Annotated in this window: 22 protein-coding genes and 1 pseudogene; 2 read left to right on the plus strand and 21 right to left on the minus strand. The window is 56.6% G+C overall.

The genetic code is table 11. The annotated features are described in order from the left end of the window. From ABJF76_RS16510 to ABJF76_RS16520, 3 genes are all read right to left on the minus strand, one after another. Positions 1-139: formate--tetrahydrofolate ligase (locus ABJF76_RS16510; RefSeq protein WP_413818795.1), on the minus strand; the 139-nt coding region annotated here is incomplete at its 3' end. Between the two features lie 181 nt (positions 140-320). Then, entirely contained in the window at positions 321-923 is a 603-nt protein-coding gene (locus ABJF76_RS16515; RefSeq protein WP_413819928.1) for an MOSC domain-containing protein, read from the minus strand. Positions 924-1,001: 78 nt separating this feature from the next. Beyond that, a complete protein-coding gene (locus tag ABJF76_RS16520) occupies positions 1,002-1,634 on the minus strand; it encodes a ferric reductase-like transmembrane domain-containing protein (protein WP_413819927.1) in 633 nt (210 codons plus the stop codon). A 142-nt stretch (positions 1,635-1,776) separates the two neighbouring features. On the opposite strand from ABJF76_RS16520, the gene ABJF76_RS16525 reads away from it, so the two are divergent. Then, positions 1,777-2,646, plus strand: coding sequence for a hypothetical protein (locus ABJF76_RS16525; RefSeq protein WP_413819926.1), 870 nt, complete (start codon positions 1,777-1,779; stop codon positions 2,644-2,646). Positions 2,647-2,649: 3 nt separating this feature from the next. Here the strand turns inward: ABJF76_RS16525 and ftsH are convergent, their stop codons facing one another. The 15 genes from ftsH to ruvC form a co-directional block, all read right to left on the minus strand. Next, positions 2,650-4,569, minus strand: coding sequence for an ATP-dependent zinc metalloprotease FtsH (gene ftsH / locus ABJF76_RS16530; RefSeq protein ID WP_413819925.1), 1,920 nt, complete (start codon positions 4,567-4,569; stop codon positions 2,650-2,652). Between the two features lie 77 nt (positions 4,570-4,646). Then, positions 4,647-5,894, minus strand: coding sequence for a tRNA lysidine(34) synthetase TilS (tilS, locus tag ABJF76_RS16535; protein ID WP_413819924.1), 1,248 nt, complete (start codon positions 5,892-5,894; stop codon positions 4,647-4,649). Positions 5,895-5,897: 3 nt separating this feature from the next. Further along, positions 5,898-6,722, minus strand: coding sequence for a tetratricopeptide repeat protein (locus ABJF76_RS16540; protein WP_413819923.1), 825 nt, complete (start codon positions 6,720-6,722; stop codon positions 5,898-5,900). 32 nt (positions 6,723-6,754) lie between these two features. After that, complete coding sequence (gene pal, locus ABJF76_RS16545) at positions 6,755-7,288, minus strand: peptidoglycan-associated lipoprotein Pal (RefSeq protein ID WP_413819922.1); 534 nt, start codon at positions 7,286-7,288, stop codon at positions 6,755-6,757. Between the two features lie 132 nt (positions 7,289-7,420). Continuing rightward, complete coding sequence (gene tolB, locus ABJF76_RS16550; protein WP_413819921.1) at positions 7,421-8,740, minus strand: Tol-Pal system beta propeller repeat protein TolB; 1,320 nt, start codon at positions 8,738-8,740, stop codon at positions 7,421-7,423. Then, positions 8,737-9,840 carry an energy transducer TonB gene (locus ABJF76_RS16555; RefSeq protein WP_413819920.1) on the minus strand — a complete coding sequence of 368 codons (1,104 nt, stop codon included), beginning with the start codon at positions 9,838-9,840 and terminating at the stop codon, positions 8,737-8,739. The genes tolB and ABJF76_RS16555 overlap by 4 nt, the downstream gene beginning before the upstream one ends. A 39-nt stretch (positions 9,841-9,879) precedes the next feature. Beyond that, on the minus strand, positions 9,880-10,350 hold the full coding sequence (tolR, locus tag ABJF76_RS16560; protein WP_413819919.1) for a protein TolR: 471 nt from the start codon (positions 10,348-10,350) through the stop codon (positions 9,880-9,882). 1 nt (position 10,351) lies between these two features. Beyond that, positions 10,352-11,047: a protein TolQ gene (tolQ, locus tag ABJF76_RS16565; protein WP_413819918.1), complete on the minus strand. Its 696-nt coding sequence runs from the start codon at positions 11,045-11,047 to the stop codon at positions 10,352-10,354. Positions 11,048-11,148: 101 nt separating this feature from the next. Continuing rightward, complete coding sequence (locus tag ABJF76_RS16570) at positions 11,149-11,541, minus strand: YbgC/FadM family acyl-CoA thioesterase (protein ID WP_413819917.1); 393 nt, start codon at positions 11,539-11,541, stop codon at positions 11,149-11,151. A gap of 58 nt (positions 11,542-11,599) precedes the next feature. Beyond that, on the minus strand, positions 11,600-12,778 hold the full coding sequence (locus ABJF76_RS16575) for an ammonium transporter (protein ID WP_413819916.1): 1,179 nt from the start codon (positions 12,776-12,778) through the stop codon (positions 11,600-11,602). A 197-nt stretch (positions 12,779-12,975) separates the two neighbouring features. Then, on the minus strand, positions 12,976-13,413 hold the full coding sequence (locus tag ABJF76_RS16580) for a c-type cytochrome (protein ID WP_413819915.1): 438 nt from the start codon (positions 13,411-13,413) through the stop codon (positions 12,976-12,978). Then, the gene (locus tag ABJF76_RS16585; protein WP_413819940.1) at positions 13,410-14,036 is read right to left on the minus strand and encodes a hypothetical protein; all 627 of its coding nucleotides are present in this window, start codon (positions 14,034-14,036) and stop codon (positions 13,410-13,412) included. Before ABJF76_RS16585 ends, ABJF76_RS16580 begins: the two co-directional genes overlap by 4 nt. Before the next feature lie 156 nt (positions 14,037-14,192). Next, entirely contained in the window at positions 14,193-15,230 is a 1,038-nt protein-coding gene (gene ruvB / locus ABJF76_RS16590) for a Holliday junction branch migration DNA helicase RuvB (protein WP_413819914.1), read from the minus strand. A 41-nt stretch (positions 15,231-15,271) separates the two neighbouring features. Further along, on the minus strand, positions 15,272-15,937 hold the full coding sequence (gene ruvA / locus ABJF76_RS16595) for a Holliday junction branch migration protein RuvA (RefSeq protein WP_413819913.1): 666 nt from the start codon (positions 15,935-15,937) through the stop codon (positions 15,272-15,274). After that, complete coding sequence (gene ruvC, locus ABJF76_RS16600) at positions 15,934-16,479, minus strand: crossover junction endodeoxyribonuclease RuvC (RefSeq protein WP_413819912.1); 546 nt, start codon at positions 16,477-16,479, stop codon at positions 15,934-15,936. Before ruvC ends, ruvA begins: the two co-directional genes overlap by 4 nt. A gap of 345 nt (positions 16,480-16,824) precedes the next feature. On the opposite strand from ruvC, the gene ABJF76_RS16605 reads away from it, so the two are divergent. Continuing rightward, positions 16,825-17,031: a DUF1127 domain-containing protein gene (locus tag ABJF76_RS16605; RefSeq protein ID WP_413819911.1), complete on the plus strand. Its 207-nt coding sequence runs from the start codon at positions 16,825-16,827 to the stop codon at positions 17,029-17,031. A 311-nt stretch (positions 17,032-17,342) separates the two neighbouring features. On the opposite strand, the gene ABJF76_RS16610 is transcribed toward ABJF76_RS16605, so the two are convergent. The 3 genes and pseudogenes from ABJF76_RS16610 to ABJF76_RS16620 all read right to left on the minus strand — a co-directional run. After that, positions 17,343-17,690 carry a hypothetical protein gene (locus ABJF76_RS16610; RefSeq protein WP_413819910.1) on the minus strand — a complete coding sequence of 116 codons (348 nt, stop codon included), beginning with the start codon at positions 17,688-17,690 and terminating at the stop codon, positions 17,343-17,345. A gap of 105 nt (positions 17,691-17,795) precedes the next feature. Next, positions 17,796-18,665, minus strand: coding sequence for a 50S ribosomal protein L11 methyltransferase (locus ABJF76_RS16615; RefSeq protein WP_413819909.1), 870 nt, complete (start codon positions 18,663-18,665; stop codon positions 17,796-17,798). Next, positions 18,665-18,958: pseudogene (locus tag ABJF76_RS16620) on the minus strand (multidrug transporter MATE); the annotation flags it as partial. The gene ABJF76_RS16615 and the pseudogene ABJF76_RS16620, both read right to left, overlap by 1 nt.

Here is an 18,958-nt window from a genome sequence, read left to right on the forward strand (position 1 = left end):
TGAAGTCTTGGCTGACTTTAGCCTTGTCGTGGCCGTAGGGCAGCAGGTCGGCGCTTGCGATACCAATCTTGGCGCCAATCTCTTGGATCGGCTTCTTGTCCGCTTCGCGTGCAATTTCAATGTCAGTTTTATAGGCCATGATGCTCCCCGCAACGTAAGTACCGGCTGGTTTGTCGTGACCTGCATATACGGACTTGCCAAGGACACTTGCGTGCATTTCCGACATTTCGTCGCAGTGATGCGGCCACGATGCACGTCATCGTTTCTTTTCGGAAACGATTATGCAGCTAAGGCATCGAAGTGCGCCCCGGACCTGAGTGCTAACTTTGTGGAACAATGGCCTCGTGATGCGCCCAAAGCGGTTGATCGGGCACATGCAGCACCAATTCGTCCCCGATGGCCAAACGTCCGCCAAATTCCATCCATGCCGTCACGCCGCGCTTTAACGCCGCTGCGGCCTTGAACCTTTTGCCGAACCCTTCCGCCTCTTTTTCGATTTCGCGCCCCGGCAATACGCAGGGGCGATTTTCCATGTCGATTGTGATTCCAGCACCTGACGGCGCCATCAGACGCGACGATGGTGGAACGTGGCTGAAATCTGGGATGCCTTCGATGATCATCGAGGCCCCCACCCAAGCCGGGTCGATCCTTGCCATGCCCATCTTGGCGGCGATGTCGGCCATTTCTTCGGCGCTTAGGATCGACAACTGGCGCACATTCCGGATTTCGGTGCCTTGCGGATATTGCGTTTTGACGCGCACACAAGCCGCCCGCGTTGCCCCCCCATGGGCCTCGCCCGGAAAGCCATCAAGGGTGGCATCCACGGCCTGCAACGGTTCCGATCGCAATGTACCGTCGCCGTGGGTGACGCGTCCAAGCCATGTGATGCGGGCGGTATAATTGGTGGGTTTTAGTGCGGGCATGCGGTTACTCCGATCTTTTGCGATCTTGAATGCCTGCACTGCAGTCAAAAGACCAATGAAGATTTGTGCGCCAAGGGCTCAGCTTGGTGATGGATTGCGTCGTGTCAGTCGCGGTAGACGCCGCAGCAAAGGCCTGATCAATAATGGAACCGCAAAGACAGCGCACCAAAACAGCACACGCCCAACGTACCAATCAAACAAATACCAGTGCCACAACGCCAACACTCCGGCCGGATAGATCAGCACATGCAGACGCTTCCAATTCCGTCCCAACCGCCTGACTGACCACGCATTGGACGTGGCCGCCAAAACCGCGAGGATCACAAGACTGATCCACCCAACCGCAATTTCCAGGTGTCGCAGCTCGAACAAAACGTCACCAAGGGTGCCCAATTCGATCACGTAATACCAAAGGTGCAGCCCTGCAAAAATCGCGCAGCTTAGACCAGCGTGCCGCCGCGCGCGCAGCAGCCAACGCCCAATAGCTTGCCCGCGCCCCAATCGGTTGATCAACAGCAAGACAGGCGTGACGCTAAGCGTGACAATCAACAGCCGCACAGACCACTTGCCGCTATCATACATCAACGCGGGATAATAACTGTCCGGATTCCACAGCCCATCAAACGCTTCACGCCCCGGCCACAACAAAGCAACATAAAGCAATACCGTCGATGTCAGGGTTGCGCGCAGGATGGTCGTGATAAATTTCATTTTCGGAACATGTGCATAGATGCAGTTATAGGCAAGCCCCTCTCGCAGAGGTGATGGCATTCATGCCGACCGCTTCAACTTTACGTAAGCTCCATCACAACCCTTGATTGACTTGCCATCGAAACACTCGGACAAACCCATTATGCAAGAGCTTCCAGAAAAACCCACCGGCGTCGCCCTTTTGATCACCGCAATACGCCTGACGGTCCGGAACTGGCGCTATCTTACCTGGGTGAGCTGGCCCATGAGCGTCATTGTGGTGGGCCTGGTTGTCGTCGTACTGCATTTAATAAAGGGAGACATATCATCACCTCCGACATGGCTTTTACTTGTATTGGTCTCTGCCGTGGCGCTTTTGATTTTCTTGATTTCGATCGCAAATGCGATCGGATGGCATCGGTTTCTTTCCCACCATAGCCCCCAAACCACACCCTTGTCCGTTTTGCGCAGACAACCCTATTGGTCTTATATTTGGCGCGCCGGACTTTTGTGCGTGCCAGCATTTGCCGTAACAATCGCCATCGGGATGCCGATACACCTCATTTTTCCTCCCATTTGGGGGACTGATCTGCCGATAGGCTCTTTGTCCTATCGGATTGTATTCTGTCTCGAGGGCTATTTCAGAGACGGGTTCGCACTATTTCTGTTCAGCGGGATGCTCATTCTCATCGGTTTTGTTTTTCCAGCCGTGGCATTGGCACACAAAGTACCGCTATGGCACGCGATAAAATCCGGCCTCACGTACGCGCCTCAAATGATAGTTGCGCTGGTCTTGTTGGAAATCGCTACCTTTGCGGTGATCGAAGTGGCGGGTACACACCTAAGCTATCGGTTATTCGACATCGCCTTTCGCGACACCTTCCCATTTGCTTGGGGCGCAGCGACCCTTACCAATCTAGTCAGCGTCACCGCTTTGATGGTCAAACTTGCCATTCTGACCTGCACATACCTACACTGGAACGCACAACAAAAAAGGTCCGCCGAAGCGGACCTTTTGAAGGCTTTTTCATAGCGTTTACGCCGAAGGTTCAGGCTCCATCCCGCCATCACCCGATGGGCCAGATTTCTTCTTGGCCTTGGGGATGTCGGTCAGGCTTGGCTTGTCTTTTTCAACCGCCGCGCCGCCGTCTTCGTCATCGGGGGCTTGGGGTGGTTCGCCGTTCATCACCCGTTCGATTTCTTCGCCGGTGAGGGTCTCGTATTCCAGCAAACCTTGCGCAAGACGATCAAACTTTTCTTCGTTTTCGGTGATGATCTTGAGCGCCCAATCATAGCCATCCTGAATGAACGTTTGAACTTCTTGCTCGACCGTTTCTTTGGTGTTGGCTGATACGGAGAAACCCGCCGTCGCGCCCTGATACCCTTGGGCCGCTTCGGAATAATCGATGTTGCCGACCTTGTCGGACATACCCCATTGCAACACCATGGCGCGCGCCAAGGCACTTGCTTGCTGAATGTCACCCGCAGGTCCGTTGGACACCGAGTCCGGTCCGTATTTAAAGATTTCAGCCGCCTTGCCCGCCATAGTCATGGCCAAACGTTGGTGGCATTCGTCCTTGAACATATTCAGGCGGTCCATTTCAGGCAGGCTCATCACCATGCCTAGTGCACCACCGCGTGGGATAATTGTTGCCTTATAGACCGGGTCACATTTGGGCAAAAGATGCCCGACCAGCGCGTGCCCTGCTTCGTGATAGGCGGTCATTTCCTTTTGCTCGGCGGTCATAACCATCGAACGACGCTCGGGACCCATCATCACCTTGTCTTTGGCGGATTCGAAATCCAGCATGGTAACGAAACGGCGCCCGATACGGGCAGCGGTCAAGGCGGCCTCGTTCACAAGGTTCGCCAAATCAGCACCGGAAAAGCCAGGTGTCCCGCGCGCAATGATGCGCAGGTCAACGTCTGGGCCCAACGGGGTTTTACGTGCATGCACGCCAAGGATCTTTTCACGGCCCTTGATGTCGGGATTGCCAACGGTAACCTGACGGTCAAAGCGACCGGGACGCAGCAAGGCCGGGTCAAGCACGTCTTTACGGTTGGTGGCGGCGATAATGATGACACCTTCGTTGGCCTCAAAACCGTCCATTTCAACCAGCAACTGGTTCAACGTTTGCTCACGTTCGTCGTTGCCGCCGCCATAACCGGCACCCCGGTGACGACCTACAGCATCGATTTCATCGATGAACACGATGCATGGTGCGTTCTTTTTGGCCTGTTCGAACATATCGCGCACACGGCTTGCACCCACGCCCACAAACATTTCGACAAAATCGGAACCCGAAATCGTAAAGAATGGTACGCCCGCCTCGCCCGCAACAGCGCGCGCCAGCAAGGTTTTACCCGTTCCCGGAGGGCCCACCAGCAGTGCACCCTTGGGAATTTTACCACCCAAACGGCTGAATTTCTGTGGGTTACGCAAGAATTCGACAATCTCATCCAGCTCGTCTTTGGCTTCGTCGATGCCGGCGACATCATCAAAGGTCACGCGGCCATGTTTTTCCGTCAGCATCTTGGCCTTGGATTTGCCAAAGCCCATGGCGCCACCTTTGCCGCCACCTTGCATGCGGTTCATGAAATAAACCCACACACCGATCAGCAACAAGAAGGGCAGCAACGACAACAAGAAGGTTTGGAAACCCGATTGCGTCTGCGTTTCAGCACGCACCGGAATGCTGTTGTTCAACAGCAGGTCGGTGACTTGGGCGTCATCCGGTTTGATCGTCACAAAATCCTCTGAACCGCGACGAAAACGAATCTCTTCTCCGTCCAGCGTGACGTTGCTGACAGACTTGTCTTCGACATGGGCGACAAATTCAGAATAAGGCACCTCGCGGCTTTGCAATGTGTTGTTGGATCCGCCGAACAGATTGAACAGCGCTAGAATCAACAAAAACAAAACAACCCAAAAGGCAATGTTGCGTGCGTTTCCCAAGGAAAGTCTCCTGATACGTTCAGCCGTTTGGGGGAGCCTACGGCGTTTGTCTTAAGATAGAGAGGATCGCGGCAGGTTCAATGCGATAAAAGTGCCGCAAAAAAAGCATCTTGCCCGCCATCCAATTCTGCGACCCATTCCGGGTCCGGTTGCGCGACCGGTGCCGCGACGATGCGCCCATCATACCACACCGCAGGCGTCACAGCGAGGGCCGCGCGCGGCACGCCAAGTTCGCGCCAGTTTTCGATCTGGCCCACCCCCTTTAACCCTAAGGCGCGCACCTCAAAATCGGGGTCATCTTCGGGGCCTGTAATCAGCCAACGATCATCCCACACGTCGCCCACTTCGCAGGCCACATCCGTAAGCGTGATCAATTCACGTATTACCCAAATCACGTTTTTTTCGACGATAATCTGACAACCAGCAAGGGTTGCCCCGCGGCTGGCCCGCACTGCGCCAAGCGCCTGCGCCACAGCGTCACGGCGTGGCGGATAATCGTTTTGGGCGATCCACGTGATCGCATGCACCAACAATCGGCGCGAGATTTCTGCAGGTAACATACGGAACTTGCGTAGATCTATCGCGACCGCCCCGTGGCTTAACGTGGCACTGTCACGTGCCGATAAAAAGGTTTGCCAATCAAGCGCTTCACGCGCGCGGCTCATGTTTTCGGCGACATCAACTAACGTGTCTGTTTGCACACCCAATGTGCCCAAAACCGTCAATGCATCGCGCACACGCACCCGTTCAAAGTCGCGATTTTCGTTGCTCGGATCTTCGCTCCAGTCGACTCGAGAAGCCCGTAAAAACGTGCGCAAGGCTGAACGTTCGACGCGCAAGAACGGGCGCACCCAAGTGATCCCATGCTGCACACGGCGTGACTGCATCGAACTTAACCCATCCACTCCGGCCCCTCGGGCAAGACGCATTAAAAATGTTTCGGCCTGATCATCGGCGGTATGGCCAAGCGCGACATGCGTAATTTGATTGCCATAGGCCCAGTCCGCCATCAGCGCATAACGCGCCTCGCGTGCGGCAGCTTGTAGGTTTCCGGCCCCTTCCCACCCCGTCCAATATTCGACGTGGTGCGGCAAATCCCATGTTGCACACAAGTCCGTGACCAGTGTGATCTCATCCTTCGTTTCGGGACGCAGACCATGATCAATTGTAATGACATGCAGTTCAATTTTGTGATTTTTGGCAAATTGCGCCAGAACACACAACAAAGCGATGGAATCGCCGCCACCTGAAACGGCAACGCCCAGCCGTTCAGGCGGGCGCCCTAAAAACAGCTCCTCAACGGCCGCAAGAAGAGGAGCAATCATCGCCTACGAGCAACCAATGTTGCGCATGGCGTTTTCGGCGTCCGCCACAGCGGCCGCCCCTGGGAAACGGACCCCCACTTCGGCCAATGTCACACAAGCCTCGTTAGATTGCCCCAACCGACCAAGCGCGTTGCCAAGCCGATAAAGCGATTCAGCGGCCAATGGCCCCTGTTGATCCAGTGTAAAGGCGGCCAGATAGGCGCGCGCGCCTTCGCGTACGTCGCCCAAACCTTCAAGCGCTTGGCCACGTCGCAATGTCGCTTCTATTGAGAGCGGGCCTCCGGGGTAGGTCTGATTAAAGGTCTCAAACTGGTCAGCGGCGCTGCGAAAGTCACCGGATGCGAGCGCCCCCTGCGCCCGCTCGAAGTCTGATTGTTCATTGGCCGCCAGTTGGGTTTCTGGCTGAGCGGTTGGGGTTTGCGTCGCTGCGGACACAGCAGGTGCGGCACCGCCGCCCAAGGTTGGGGTGTCACCTAAAGCGCCGATGTCACAGCTTTCTTCCAGCTCACACAGACGAAATTCAAGATCCCCGACCCGGTTTGTGCCATCAGAAATGACGCGCCCGATGCGGAACTCAAGTTCTTCGGTCTTGCCAGTCAAACGTTGCAGTTCGCTTTCGATAGCGGTGATGCGATCAAAACTGTCTCCGGAGCCGACATTAACGCCGCCGCCCCCAGTGGTGGACAATTCGCGCTTGAGCTTTTGGACCTCGACAAACAATGCGCCCAATTCCTGACGAATATCCGCCAAGGTCGTATCCTGCGCAAAAGCCCCGTGTGGTGCGGACAAACCCGCCACCACAACCAAACCTGCCAACCATTTCACCATCGCATCCCCCTTAATCGCAAACAAAGCAGCCCTTAGCTGCTTAGGCCACCAGCCAACACCGTCACTGCACGGCGGTTTTTAGCATAGCACGCTTCTTCGCTGCACACTTCAATTGGGCGTTCTTTACCAAATGTCACAACCTGCAAGCGGTTAGCCTGAACGCCTTGGCTCAATAGATAGGACCGTGCCGCATCGGCTCGACGCGCACCAAGGGCAAGGTTATATTCGCGGGTGCCTTGTTCGTCGGCGTGGCCTTCGACGATGGCCGTGTAATCAGCGTTCTGCAACAACCAGACCGCTTGGCCGTCCAAGGTTGCACGCCCGGCTTGGGTCAAGCTGGATTCGTTGACCGCAAACAGCACTCGGTCACCAACAGCCTGTTGGAAAAACGCAGGCGACGTCGGGTCAGATGCGCTGCCCGGAACGATGCCACCATTTGCGCCATTGGCAAATGGATCAACAGGGCCAGCACCGGTCCCGTCGCCGTCGCCAAAACGGTCGGGGTTTGTACAGGCTGCCACACTTAGTGCCGCGCAGATCATCAACAAAGAAGATTTCAGTTTCATGGGCTCGAGCCTCTCTTGGGTTACATCGCCATTGTTTTTTTTGGTCGTATTATTTTTAGTTCGTTTTGGTTAACGCTACCACAAACTGCGGCCCATGAAAATGCGCCGCGTGTTATGGGAATCTGCGACACTTTAGGGCTGCAGCGGCCCCCACGACGGATCAGACCCGCCTTCGGGCGTGCGCACAGGGCGCAAATTGCGGCCCGTGATATCCACAGAATAAAGGTTTGATTGCCCGCCTGCCCCTTGGGTTTCACGCGCAAACATCACCACACGCCCATTGGGTGACCACGATGGCCCCTCATCAAGGAAAGAGGCCGTCAGAAGACGCTCTTCGGACCCATCGGTGCGCATAACGCCGATATGAAAGCGGCCCTTAGATTGTTTGGTGAACGCAATCAAATCCCCGCGGGGAGACCACACAGGTGTGCCGTAACGCCCCTCGCCAAAGGAAATGCGCTTGGCCTCGCCCCCGCCGATGGGCATGATGTACAGCTGCTGCGATCCGGACCTGTCGCTTTCAAACACCAGTTGGCTGCCATCAGGGTTAAAGCTGGGGGCCGTTTCAATTGCCGGTGTGTTCGTCAGGCGCGTCGCAGCGCCGCTGTTGATATTCATCGAATAAATGTCGGTGTTGCTGCCTTGGCTCACAGAATAGACCACTGTCTGCCCATCCGGCGCAAAGCGCGGTGCAAAGCTCATGGTGCCGACATTGCTATCAAGCACACGGCGCTGAACTGAACCAACATCCAGCACATAGATGCGCGGAAACCCGGTCTCATAGCTGGTATACAGTACCCGGTCACCGTTTTTAGAAAAGCGCGGCGCCAAAACGATATCTGTTGATCCCGTTAGGAACTGCACATTGGCCCCGTCGTAATCCATGACGGCCAAACGCTTGCGGCGTTGATTTTTCGGCCCGGTTTCAGAGACATAGACGACGCGGCTATCGAAATACCCGCTTTCGCCCGTGATGCGGGTATAGACCGCATCCGCCACCTTGTGTGCAATGCGCCGCATCCCGTCGACCGTGCCTGCAAATTGCAATCCTTCGCCCAACTCCGCACCGGAAAACACGTCATAAAGACGGAATTTTACGTTTACGTTGTTGCCCTGCACGCTGACGGCGCCGGTCACCAATGCTTGGGCATTGATCGCTTTCCAATCGGCGTATTGCACAGGCGCGTTAAAGTCGCTGACTTGCGAGATAAACGCACTGTTTGGCAATTCGCGGAACAACCCGGTGCCCGTCAGGTCTGTGGCGATCACGCGGGCCAATTGCGCGCCGATTTCGGCACTGCCTGCGGTTTCGGGCACAAGGTTGGGCACCGCTATGGGCAAGGGTTCGATCACCCCTTCGGTGATTTCGATCCTTAGGGGACCGCCGTCTTGGGCCAAAGCGGGGGTGATCCCCAAAGACATCAGCAAAGCAATAAGCACTCGAACCATCATTTGATACGCATCCTTTCGGGATTGAACGTCATCTCAACTTCTTTCCATTGGCTGTATTTTTCCGACGGCAGCCCATAGCCGTCGCGCGCGCACCGAATAATCGCACGGCGCGCTGCTTCAAAAGCTTGTTTGGCCGCCGCTGCCGACCCACCCGAACTAGACGCAAGGCGAATGGAACTGAGGACCGGTTTCGCATCAGGCGTCATATCGACGGTGACGATAACGGTGGTTTGCAGGGCTTCTGAAGACAGAGACCCCACATTCCAGCAACTTGAAACGGCCACACGCAAGGCGTCCTTTTCACCAGACGTCAAAGGCGGACCTTGGGGCACGTCCGTGTCCCCACCGCCGCCCTCAAGCGCTTCGCGCAGGGCGTCGTTGACGGCATCATCGGTTGGGGCATCAGGTGTTTCGGGCGCTGAGGTTTCAGCGGCGGGCGTTTCAGCAGGTGTTTCTGCTGGCGTTTCAGCCGTGCGCACAGGCGCGCTTGGGCGGCGCGCAGGCGGGCGGATCGAGGTGTTAGGTGCATTTGCAGGCGTTTCTGCCTCAGTCACGATTTCGGTCGCAGCCTCTTCGGGGGCCGTGGCCTCTTGTTCTTCGGCCGGGGTGTCGGCACTTTCGTCTTCGACCACGGCATCTTGTTCAACTTCAGCCGGGGCCGCATCTTCGGGCGGGGGGGCCACAGTTTCGGGCGCGACACGTTCCGAAGGGCGTGGCACTGGGCGTGTTGAAATTTCAGGCACCAAAACAGCTTGTTCCTGTGGCTGAGGTGGCTCGGGCGACACATCTGTGATTTCGGGCTGTGGCGCTGGCTCTGGTGCTTCTGGCACGGGCACTGGTTCAGGTTCTGGTGCGGGCTGGGGAGCAGGCTCTGGAGCCTCGACAACGACAGGTTCATCAGGCACCGGCGTTTCAACTGGGTCCGGCACCACTTCGGGCTGTTCAGGCAAGGCAACCTCGGTCGCGCCATCGGGTTGCGGACCCGTCGGCAACAACTCCTGAAACGCCTCGGTTGAAATCACGGACACTTCAGTGACTTCAAACGGCAATGGTTCCGATTGGAAGGTGCCGCCAAACAGCACCCACCCGATCAAGCCCATATGACCGATCCCTGATATGACCTGCCCGGTGTTCACGAGCTATTGCCCCTCGCTGTCCAAAGTCGGGCCGCCAATATCTGTGACCAACCCGATGTTGGAAAAGCCACCGGCATTAAGCGCGCCCATGATCTCCATAACTTGGCTATAGGCCACAGCCCCGTCTGCGCGCAGAAATACCCGGTCACTGGACCGTTCGGCGGCGATGCCGCGCAGGCGTTGGATCAATGCGTCGCGCGCCACTTCGGTGGTTTGGATTTGCACAGCCCCTGTCGACGTCACCGTGACAGTCAACGGTTCTTCTTGATCCGCAGGCAGCGCACCGGCTGCGGTTTTTGGCAACTCAACCGGAACACCAACGGTGACCAAAGGTGCCGCCACCATAAAGATGATCAGCAAAACCAACATCACATCCACAAAGGGCGTCACGTTGATTTCGGACATCGGCCGAGACCGCCCGCCGCGTCTGCGCCGTTTTGCTCCGCCGTCCTTTTGGACCACACCCGCGCCCATGTCAGCTGTCCAACTGACGGCTGAGGATGGTGGCGAATTCGTCGGCAAAGGCCTCGTAACCCGACACAATGCGGTCACTGTCCGCGCTTAGCTTGTTGTAAAAGATCACCGCAGGGATCGCCGCCAGCAGGCCCAGACCTGTGGCCAACAAGGCCTCGGCAATACCCGGCGCTACAACGGCCAAGTTGGTGTTTTGCTGTTCTGCGATCTCGATAAAGGCGTTCATGATGCCAACAACGGTGCCAAACAATCCGATAAACGGGGCGGATGACCCAACTGTCGCCAGCACTGTCAGACCCGATTGCAGGTCCTCGGCCTGTTTGGAAATCGCCACATCCATGCTGCGATCAATCCGCGCGCTGGCCCCGGCAATCAGCCCGCCATCATCGCGGTGCGACCGCTGCCATTCGATCATACCAGCGGCAAAGACCTTTTCCGCCGCGCCGTCCGGTTCTGGCCCGATTTGTTCGAACAAACCGTCCAAGGGTTCTCCCGACCAAAACGCGCGATCAAATTCCGCCGCCACGCCACGCGCTTTGCGAAAGAGGATGAGCTTTTGAACAATAATGCCCCACGACCAGAACGAAGCGACGATCAACATGATCATCACCAACTTCACGATAATGGTGGCGCGTGCGAATAAGCCCCACAATGAGAAATCAATCTCATGTGCTTGGGCGAGGATATCTGCTTCCATCTGCCTGCTCTTTTATTGTTTGGTCGTGTTTTTCCGACCCTATTGCGCGAATCATACGTTAGCAAAACGGGGAAAGCTATCACTTCGGCGTCAAGATTGCCTTATTTCGGGCCCATTGCGCGGATTTCCGCAGGCAAACGGACCGGTTTGCCACTTGTGGTCATGGTGACAGCCACCACATGCGCCTTAAAGATCACTTGATCGCCCCGTTGCACGACTTGATCAAAGGTCCAACGCACCGGGCCTGCCGCTTGATGTGTGGTGATCACCTCAAGCCGGTCGCCCATACGGGCCGAACTTACGTAATCAGCCTCGACCCGCGTGACGACAAACACAAGGCCGTCCGCGCGCATCGCGTTTTGATCGAGCCCCATCTGTTCCACGATCTCGGATCGGGCGCGTTCGATATAACGCAGATAATTCGCATAATAGACGACGCCCGCCATATCCGTGTCTTCATAGTAGACGGTCAAAGGGAAACGATGCGCAGTCACGTGGTGTCCTCAAATGTCGCGCCCCCGCGCCACACGGCGCGGGGGCAATCCTTTGGTTTTAGGACTCTAGATCATAGGCGCGTTGGTTGTGCGCTGCATAATCAAGGCCCTGCTCTTCGGTTTCGGGATCGACACGCATGCCCAAGACCCCTTTGCAGAAGAAGACCAACACCAGTGTCACGGCCGCCGTATAGGCCCCAACAATCGCAATGCTACCCAATTGCGCTTGCCACGACGCCACACCAAGGGCTGCCATCATCATAGACCCATAAATGCCGCCCGCACCGTGCACGGCAAACACATCAAGCGAGTCATCGATGTTTAGTTTGTCGCGCAAGAAATACATGGTTTCTTGGCACAAGATCCCCGCAACGATCCCGATCATAATAGCATAGATCGGCCCGACAAAGCCCGATGCCGGCGTCACGGCCGCAAGACCCGCGATCGTGCCTGTGACCATCCCCACAAGCGACACCTGCCCCGTTTTTATGTATTCCCAAAACATCCATGATACGGATGCCGTCGCGCCTGCCAGCAATGTGACCGTCATCGCCATTCCCGCAAGCGCATCAGCCGCAAGGCTAGAGCCACCATTAAAGCCAAGCCAGCCAACCCACAGCATTGCAGCGCCTGTCATAACCATTCCGGGATTGTGAGGCGCATACCCACGATACATGCGTGGCCCCAACACCAACGCAATCACCAACGCCGCAACGCCAGCGGTTTCGTGCACAACCAGCCCACCCGCAAAGTCCCGCACACCAGTTTCGCCAAAGATGCCACCATCCGCAAGCATGCCACCGCCCCAGACCCAATGCGCAACGGGCGCATAGACCAGCAACATCCAAAGGCAGGAAAACAGCACGACAAATCCGAATTTTGTGCGTTCGGCAAAAACGCCAAGAACAAGAACAGGGGTGATGATCGCAAAAGTCATCTGAAACGCGAAAAACACAATCTCGGGCACCGTCCCCGAAAGGCTTTCTTGCGTGATATTGATCAGGGCTAATTTGCTGATGCCGCCCCAATATGGGCTCGTGTCGCCATAAGCGATTGAATACCCTGCGACAAACCACAAGATCGCCATCAAACAGGCCACGACATAGCATTGTATAAAGACGCTAATCACATTGCGCGCGCGCACCATGCCTCCATAAAATAGGGCGAGGCCCGGCAATGTCATAAAGAATACCAACGCTGTTGATATAAGAATCCAGACAGTATCTGCTTGGTTCATAATCTTCCCCCCGGAAACTACATATTGAGCGTAACGCAACAGGAACCACCATAAACGGTGTGCTGACCGTTAGTCCATTCTCGAATCTGGCGATTTTACAGACCAGAGCGGGAAAAACAGAGAGCATCGCGCGTACCCAATGACATTTCCCACCTGTCGGCGTCCGTCACCATCGCTTCACGCGAATCGCGCGCGCCTTAGTGTTTAGCACGATACAGCGTGTGGCAGGCCGTGCAGGCATCCCCCAAAGGGTCGATGGCCCCTTGGACATCCTCAAGTGTGCGAATTGACCCGGCCAACTCGTCACCAATCACTTTCAGCGCCTGCGCCTTATCAGTGAAGTCGTCAAAATTGTCCCAGATCACAGCACGGGCTTCGGAGTGTGGATCGGTTTCTTGTGGCGCAAACAGGGTCACGGAGGCCTCAGAATGACGTGCGATAGCCGCCGCCGCTTCCTGCGCGGTGGCCGCATCAAAGGCGATCTGCCCCTTGGCCATCGTGCCCAACACTTTGACGTTTTGCGCAATCGCGCTCATGCCATTCATGCGCGCCAGAACAGCGGGGTTCTTCACACCGCTGTGCGCTAATGCAGTTGTTGCACAAAAGGTGACCAATATAGGGATACGCCAATTCATACTGACATCATGTCAACACGCGCAGCCAAACGCAACGCATGGGTCGCGTCTTGGGCCGCACCGGGCATCACCGGATCATAAGCAGCACGGATCAACGCCGCGATGTCTGGGCGCAGCACGGTTGTTTCACCCGCCACAGCAAGCGGAGATTGCGTGCGAAAAGCCAAATCAGACCACAGCAACATCGATTGCACAGCTTGGTTCAACGCCAGCGTCTCAGCAGGAAGGTCCGATAAATACTGATCCATCCGCAAGAACACGAAACAGGCCTTGATGGCCCCGGCCTCATCAAACCTGAAAATGCGATATTGATTGGCCTCAACCGCCTCAAGGCGGGCGACCAGCGGTCCCAAACCCGGCACAAGACGGTCCAAATTTGGAACTTCAGGCAATTCAGACCAGTCCTTGCAAAAGAACCAAATGAAATTAGAACCCAACTCCGGGTCCGTTTCGGCCACAGAGGCCCCCGCCAACTGACACACCGCATCGATCGCGCCCTTGATCACACCAAGCGGCTCTTCCTCGACCCCAAACACAACAGGGGCCAACGGCCTGCCCCACCGGGCAAAGGCGTATTCACCACTCTCTCGCGTGAACAGTGCCTCAATCTCATCCGAGGTCATGTCAGCTCTCCACCAAAACGCAATTCGTGCATCCATGCCCGCCAAACGGATAAAAAACAAGAACAGCAATCGCCGCACGACCCTCTTTCTTTGGGTCAAAAATACCTCGGGGAGCGCGAGGGGGAGTCCCCTCGCTCCCTCCGCTGCAAAGCAAGGTCACCCGTCAAATAAATCCCCAGCGACCCGCGGCGCATCCAAGCCCAAATGCTGCCACGCCCGCGTGGCAAGCATACGGCCGCGCGGGGTACGTTGGATCAAACCTTGTTGCAACAAATAGGGCTCAATCACTTCTTCCAATGCATCGCGACTTTCTGACAAGGCAGCGCTTAGGGTCTCGATGCCCACAGGGCCGCCGCCGTAGTGGTCCGCCATCAACTGCAAATACCGCCGGTCCGCGCCATCAAGGCCCAGATGATCCACACCCAATCGGGTCAATGCGGAATCCGCCAGTTCTTTGGTCACGCGCCCGTCGCCGTCAACCACAGCAAAATCCACCACACGGCGCAGCAACCGCCCCGCAATGCGCGGGGTGCCGCGTGCACGGCGCGCGATTTCGCGGGCTCCACCTTCGTCGGCCGGCGCGCCCAACTTGCGGGCATTGCGCTCAATAATGGTGAACAGTTCGTCTTCGGTGTAAAACTGCAAACGGGTCGGAATACCAAAACGATCACGTAACGGCGTGGTCAACAGCCCCATTCGTGTGGTCGCGCCCACAAGGGTAAAGGGTTGCAATTCGATCCGCACAGTGCGCGCAGCAGGCCCTTCGCCGATCACAAGATCCAGTTCAAAATCCTCAAGGGCGGGGTACAGTACCTCTTCTACCGCCGGATTCAGGCGATGGATTTCATCGATGAACAACACATCGCGCGCCTCAAGGTTAGTAAGGATCGCAGCCAGATCGCCAGCGCGGGCCAAAACCGGGCCAGAAGTCATGCGAAAACTCACCCCCAACTCGCGTGCCATGATCTGCGCCAACGTGGTCTTACCCAACCCAGGCGGACCATGAAACAGCGTGTGGTCCATCGCCTCGCCGCGTTGCTTGGCAGATTGGATAAAGACCCGCAGGTTCGCGCGCGCCTCGGCTTGCCCAACAAAATCTTCAAGCATTTGCGGGCGCAAAGCACGATCAAAGGCCGTCGCCTCATCCTCGGGCAAAGGGGCCGCGCGCAAAGTGGGGTCGGATGCGTCAGTCATGGCTTATCCTTCGTAGGGTGCGTGATTTCACGCACCTTTCCTTAGCCTTTCGGGGCCAACAGTTTCAACGCCGCACGGATCAAGGCGGGTGTGTCCGCCTCTGGCGCTTCGCCCGCTGCCTGCGCCACAGCGGATGCCGCATCCGAAGGGCCATAGCCAAGGTTGCCAAGCGCAGACAGCGCATCAGCTTGGGCCGACGCCACCGGGGCCGCCGCAACAACCGGTTCAATCACCGCGTCGTCATCCACAGGCCGCGCAACCGCATCGCCCGTCGCTTGCGCCACAGTTCCGCCCATCGCCATCACGCCCGGCGCTTTATCTTTTAGGTCAAGCACGATGCGCTGCGCCGTTTTGGGTCCGATGCCTTTGGCCGCTTTAACAGCGTTCCAATCCCCAAGCGCAATCGCACGTCCAACCCCGTCCGGGCCCAAGGTGCCAAGGACCGCCAATGATGCTTTGGCCCCAACGCCTTGCACGCTCATCAACAGACGGTGCCATTCCTTTTCCACCAGCGTTGGAAAGCCAAACAGCTGCAACAGGTCTTCGCGCACCACAAGATCCGTAAACAAGGCAACCACCTGCCCCGCGCCCGGCAATGTCGCCATGGTGCGATCTGAACAATAAACCAAGTACCCTACACCCTGTACATCGATCAGAATGTGGTCGCTTGCGCGGTAATCGATGCGACCCGTCAACTTGCCTATCATGCACGCACCCCCGCTTCGGCGCGGGCGATGGCGGCCGCCAGACCACCGCGCGTCCCACCAGTTCCAGTGGCCGCGCGCCGCCCCCCATGGTGGGCATGACAGATCGCAATCGCCAAAGCGTCAGCCGCATCTGGTCCGGCAAGTTCAACCCCCGGCAATTGGACCCGCACCATATGAGCGACCTGTTGTTTGTCAGCATGGCCCACCCCAACGACAGTCTTTTTGACAGCATTGGGAGCATATTCACCGATAGGCAGCCCCGCCCGCGCCGGAGCCAACATCGCAATACCGCGCGCCTGCCCCAGTTTCAGGGTGCCCGCACCGTCTTTGTTCACAAAGGTCTGTTCGACCGCTGCGGCCGTTGGCGCATAGGTGGTTATAATGTCCGACAGCTGATCGAATAAGGTCAGCAACCGAAGTGACAAATCATCGCCGCTAGAATGGCACACACCATTGGCAACATGAGACAACCGCGGCCCATCCACGCTGATAACCCCCCAGCCCATATGGCGCAGGCCCGGATCAATTCCTAAAATTCGCATGATGTCCCGCCCTCGCCTGACTGCCTTAGTGGCTTTTCCTCGCAATAGCACGAAAGGCGAACATCCGCCAAGTGTTAACAACGTGTTTCGATGCGAACACCCCATTCCCGTGGGCAATGGCATTGTTATCCGTCGCACCCCCGGGTTGCGCTCTAGGCGGTGAACACTGCTGACCATTAGCAGAATTTAGCCTTATTATTCCGCCCTTTAAAACCACCCACCGCTATGCGCTTACTGCATGGCGCGTATGTGCTTTGAATGGTTGTGACGTGTTCTCACAACGCCTAAATGCCAATCACAACGCTGAATGGTTCAGCGCTGAACATAACGAGTAGGACTGCTGCAATGGCTGCTTTCGACACCACCCGCCCCGCATATCAAGCTGCACCAGTTGCCGGCAACGTAAAAGGTTTTGTTGCCAATCTGGTTTCTTCGATCATGAACTGGAACGACGCACGCGTCACGCACAGAGCACTCAGCGCTCTGACAGACCGTGAACTGGACGATATCGGCCTGGTACGCGGCGACATCGACAAGGTCGCCACGCGCTAAGCAGAAATGCAAAACCTGAGCCACCTAAACCCGAGCAGAAATAACATATTTCAACGGGTTGGATGACGGGTGATATTGCTAGGTATTTGCATTTCGCTTTAAAAAGCGCATTTCGTATCCAACGATACTGATAGGCCGCCGCGCCGAACGCAAGCGCGCCGCGAGACCCTAAAATGAATAAAGCCGCGAAGCCCAACACGGGTTCGCGGCTTTCTGTTGGTATACAGTTACCAGTTACTCGTTACACAAATTATATCTTAAGACTTGGAGGGTCTTCGGGCGTTGCAAACAACACCCGCTTCGTGGTGCATTTATCTGACGTAAGGGGCAATGAAACCCGACAGAAACTTTGTGGCTGGATCAATTTGCATGACCCATGCCCCACCGCGTTCAACCGCTGATCCTTGGTGCAACTTGGCGACACGTTCGTTGTACGTAATGTCCCCAAGTGACGCGAGCATCAGACCTTTGAACACAAAAAAACCGACAAACAAGGCAAGCAGCATCTTGAATGGATAGCCCCAAAATACGCGGCGTTTGGGTTTGACAACGATCAACCCGTCGTGGCGCATCGACGATTTATAACCATACGTCATCGCCTCGTGCTTGCGGCCCAAAGCTGAAACACGTTTATTAAAATTTGGTTGCACGTAAGACATGGCAGCCTCTTAGAATGACGGCCCCCACCGACTTCTGTTAGTGAATGTGCCCCTCAAATGTGGCGAAATCAGGGCAAAATGCTAAAATGTGACTAAAACGTGGTGTTAATTCATCGTTTTTCGAAGCGTCAGCGTCGTCCAGTCACCAATCTTATCGCGCTGCACCACATTGTTTCCAAGGCTGGTATAAACAGCGGCAACATCGTCGGCCTGTTCGTTTAAAATACCAGACAGAATCGCGTAGCCACCCGATTCTAGTCGCGCGCTAAGGTCCGGTGCGATGGCAACAAGTGGCCCCTTAAGGATATTGGCAAAGATCAAATCAAACGGCCCATCAAGGTCTGCGTGATCAAACCCTGCGGCCTCAACCACGTGTACGCGCGCACTCATGTCATTGGCGGCCAAATTGGCCTCGGCGACTTCGACGGCTTGTGCATCGATATCGCTGGCGATCACCTGATCGGGCCAAATCACCGCAGCACCCATCGCCAAAACGGCCGTTCCACAGCCTACATCAACCACACGTTTGCCAACGAATCCTTCGTCCGCCAAACGGTCCAAGGCACGCAAGCATCCCAAGGTGGTGCCGTGGTGCCCGGTGCCAAAGGCCATCGCGGCCTCGATCAGCAACGCATGTTTGTCGCTTGGCACTTTGTCGGCGTCATGGCTGCCATAAACAAAAAAGCGTCCCGCTTCGACCGGGGCCAATTCGCGGCGTACATGGGCCACCCAATCAGTTTCCGGCAGTTCAGACACGGTGAACGGTTTAGCGCCAAAGGCCGTGGTCAAAAGCGTCAACGCAATTTCATCCGGTTGATCGGTGAAATAAGCGCCAACTTCCCAAAAGCCAGATCCGTCTTCGACTTCGAATACGCCCACGCCGGTTGGGGCATCGGGCAGCTCTTCGAGCGCCTCGCCAAGGGTTTCAGCCGGGCCTTTGCCCATGAGGGTGGTCAGGGCGGTCCAAGTGGGCATCAGCGTCTCCGGTATCTGTCGGCGTTTGGCCATGTGCGGGGCGCTGCGGGGGTGATATTTGCGTCTGGCCCAAGCCTCGCGACATATCGCCAGCCCCAGAACGCTGCAAGCCCCCCCATCAGCGCACCCGCCATGGCCTGCCCATAAATCACGCCACTCGCGCCAAAACCTGCCGCCAGCAGCATAGCCAACGGCCAACTGAGCACGCCGTCCTTGATCCAACCCAGCAGCGTGGATCGCCCCGGACGGCCAAGCGCATTAAACGCTGCGTTGGCAACGTAAAGACCGCCCAA

This window comes from Tateyamaria sp., assembly GCF_039940735.1.
Lineage (GTDB): Bacteria > Pseudomonadota > Alphaproteobacteria > Rhodobacterales > Rhodobacteraceae > Tateyamaria.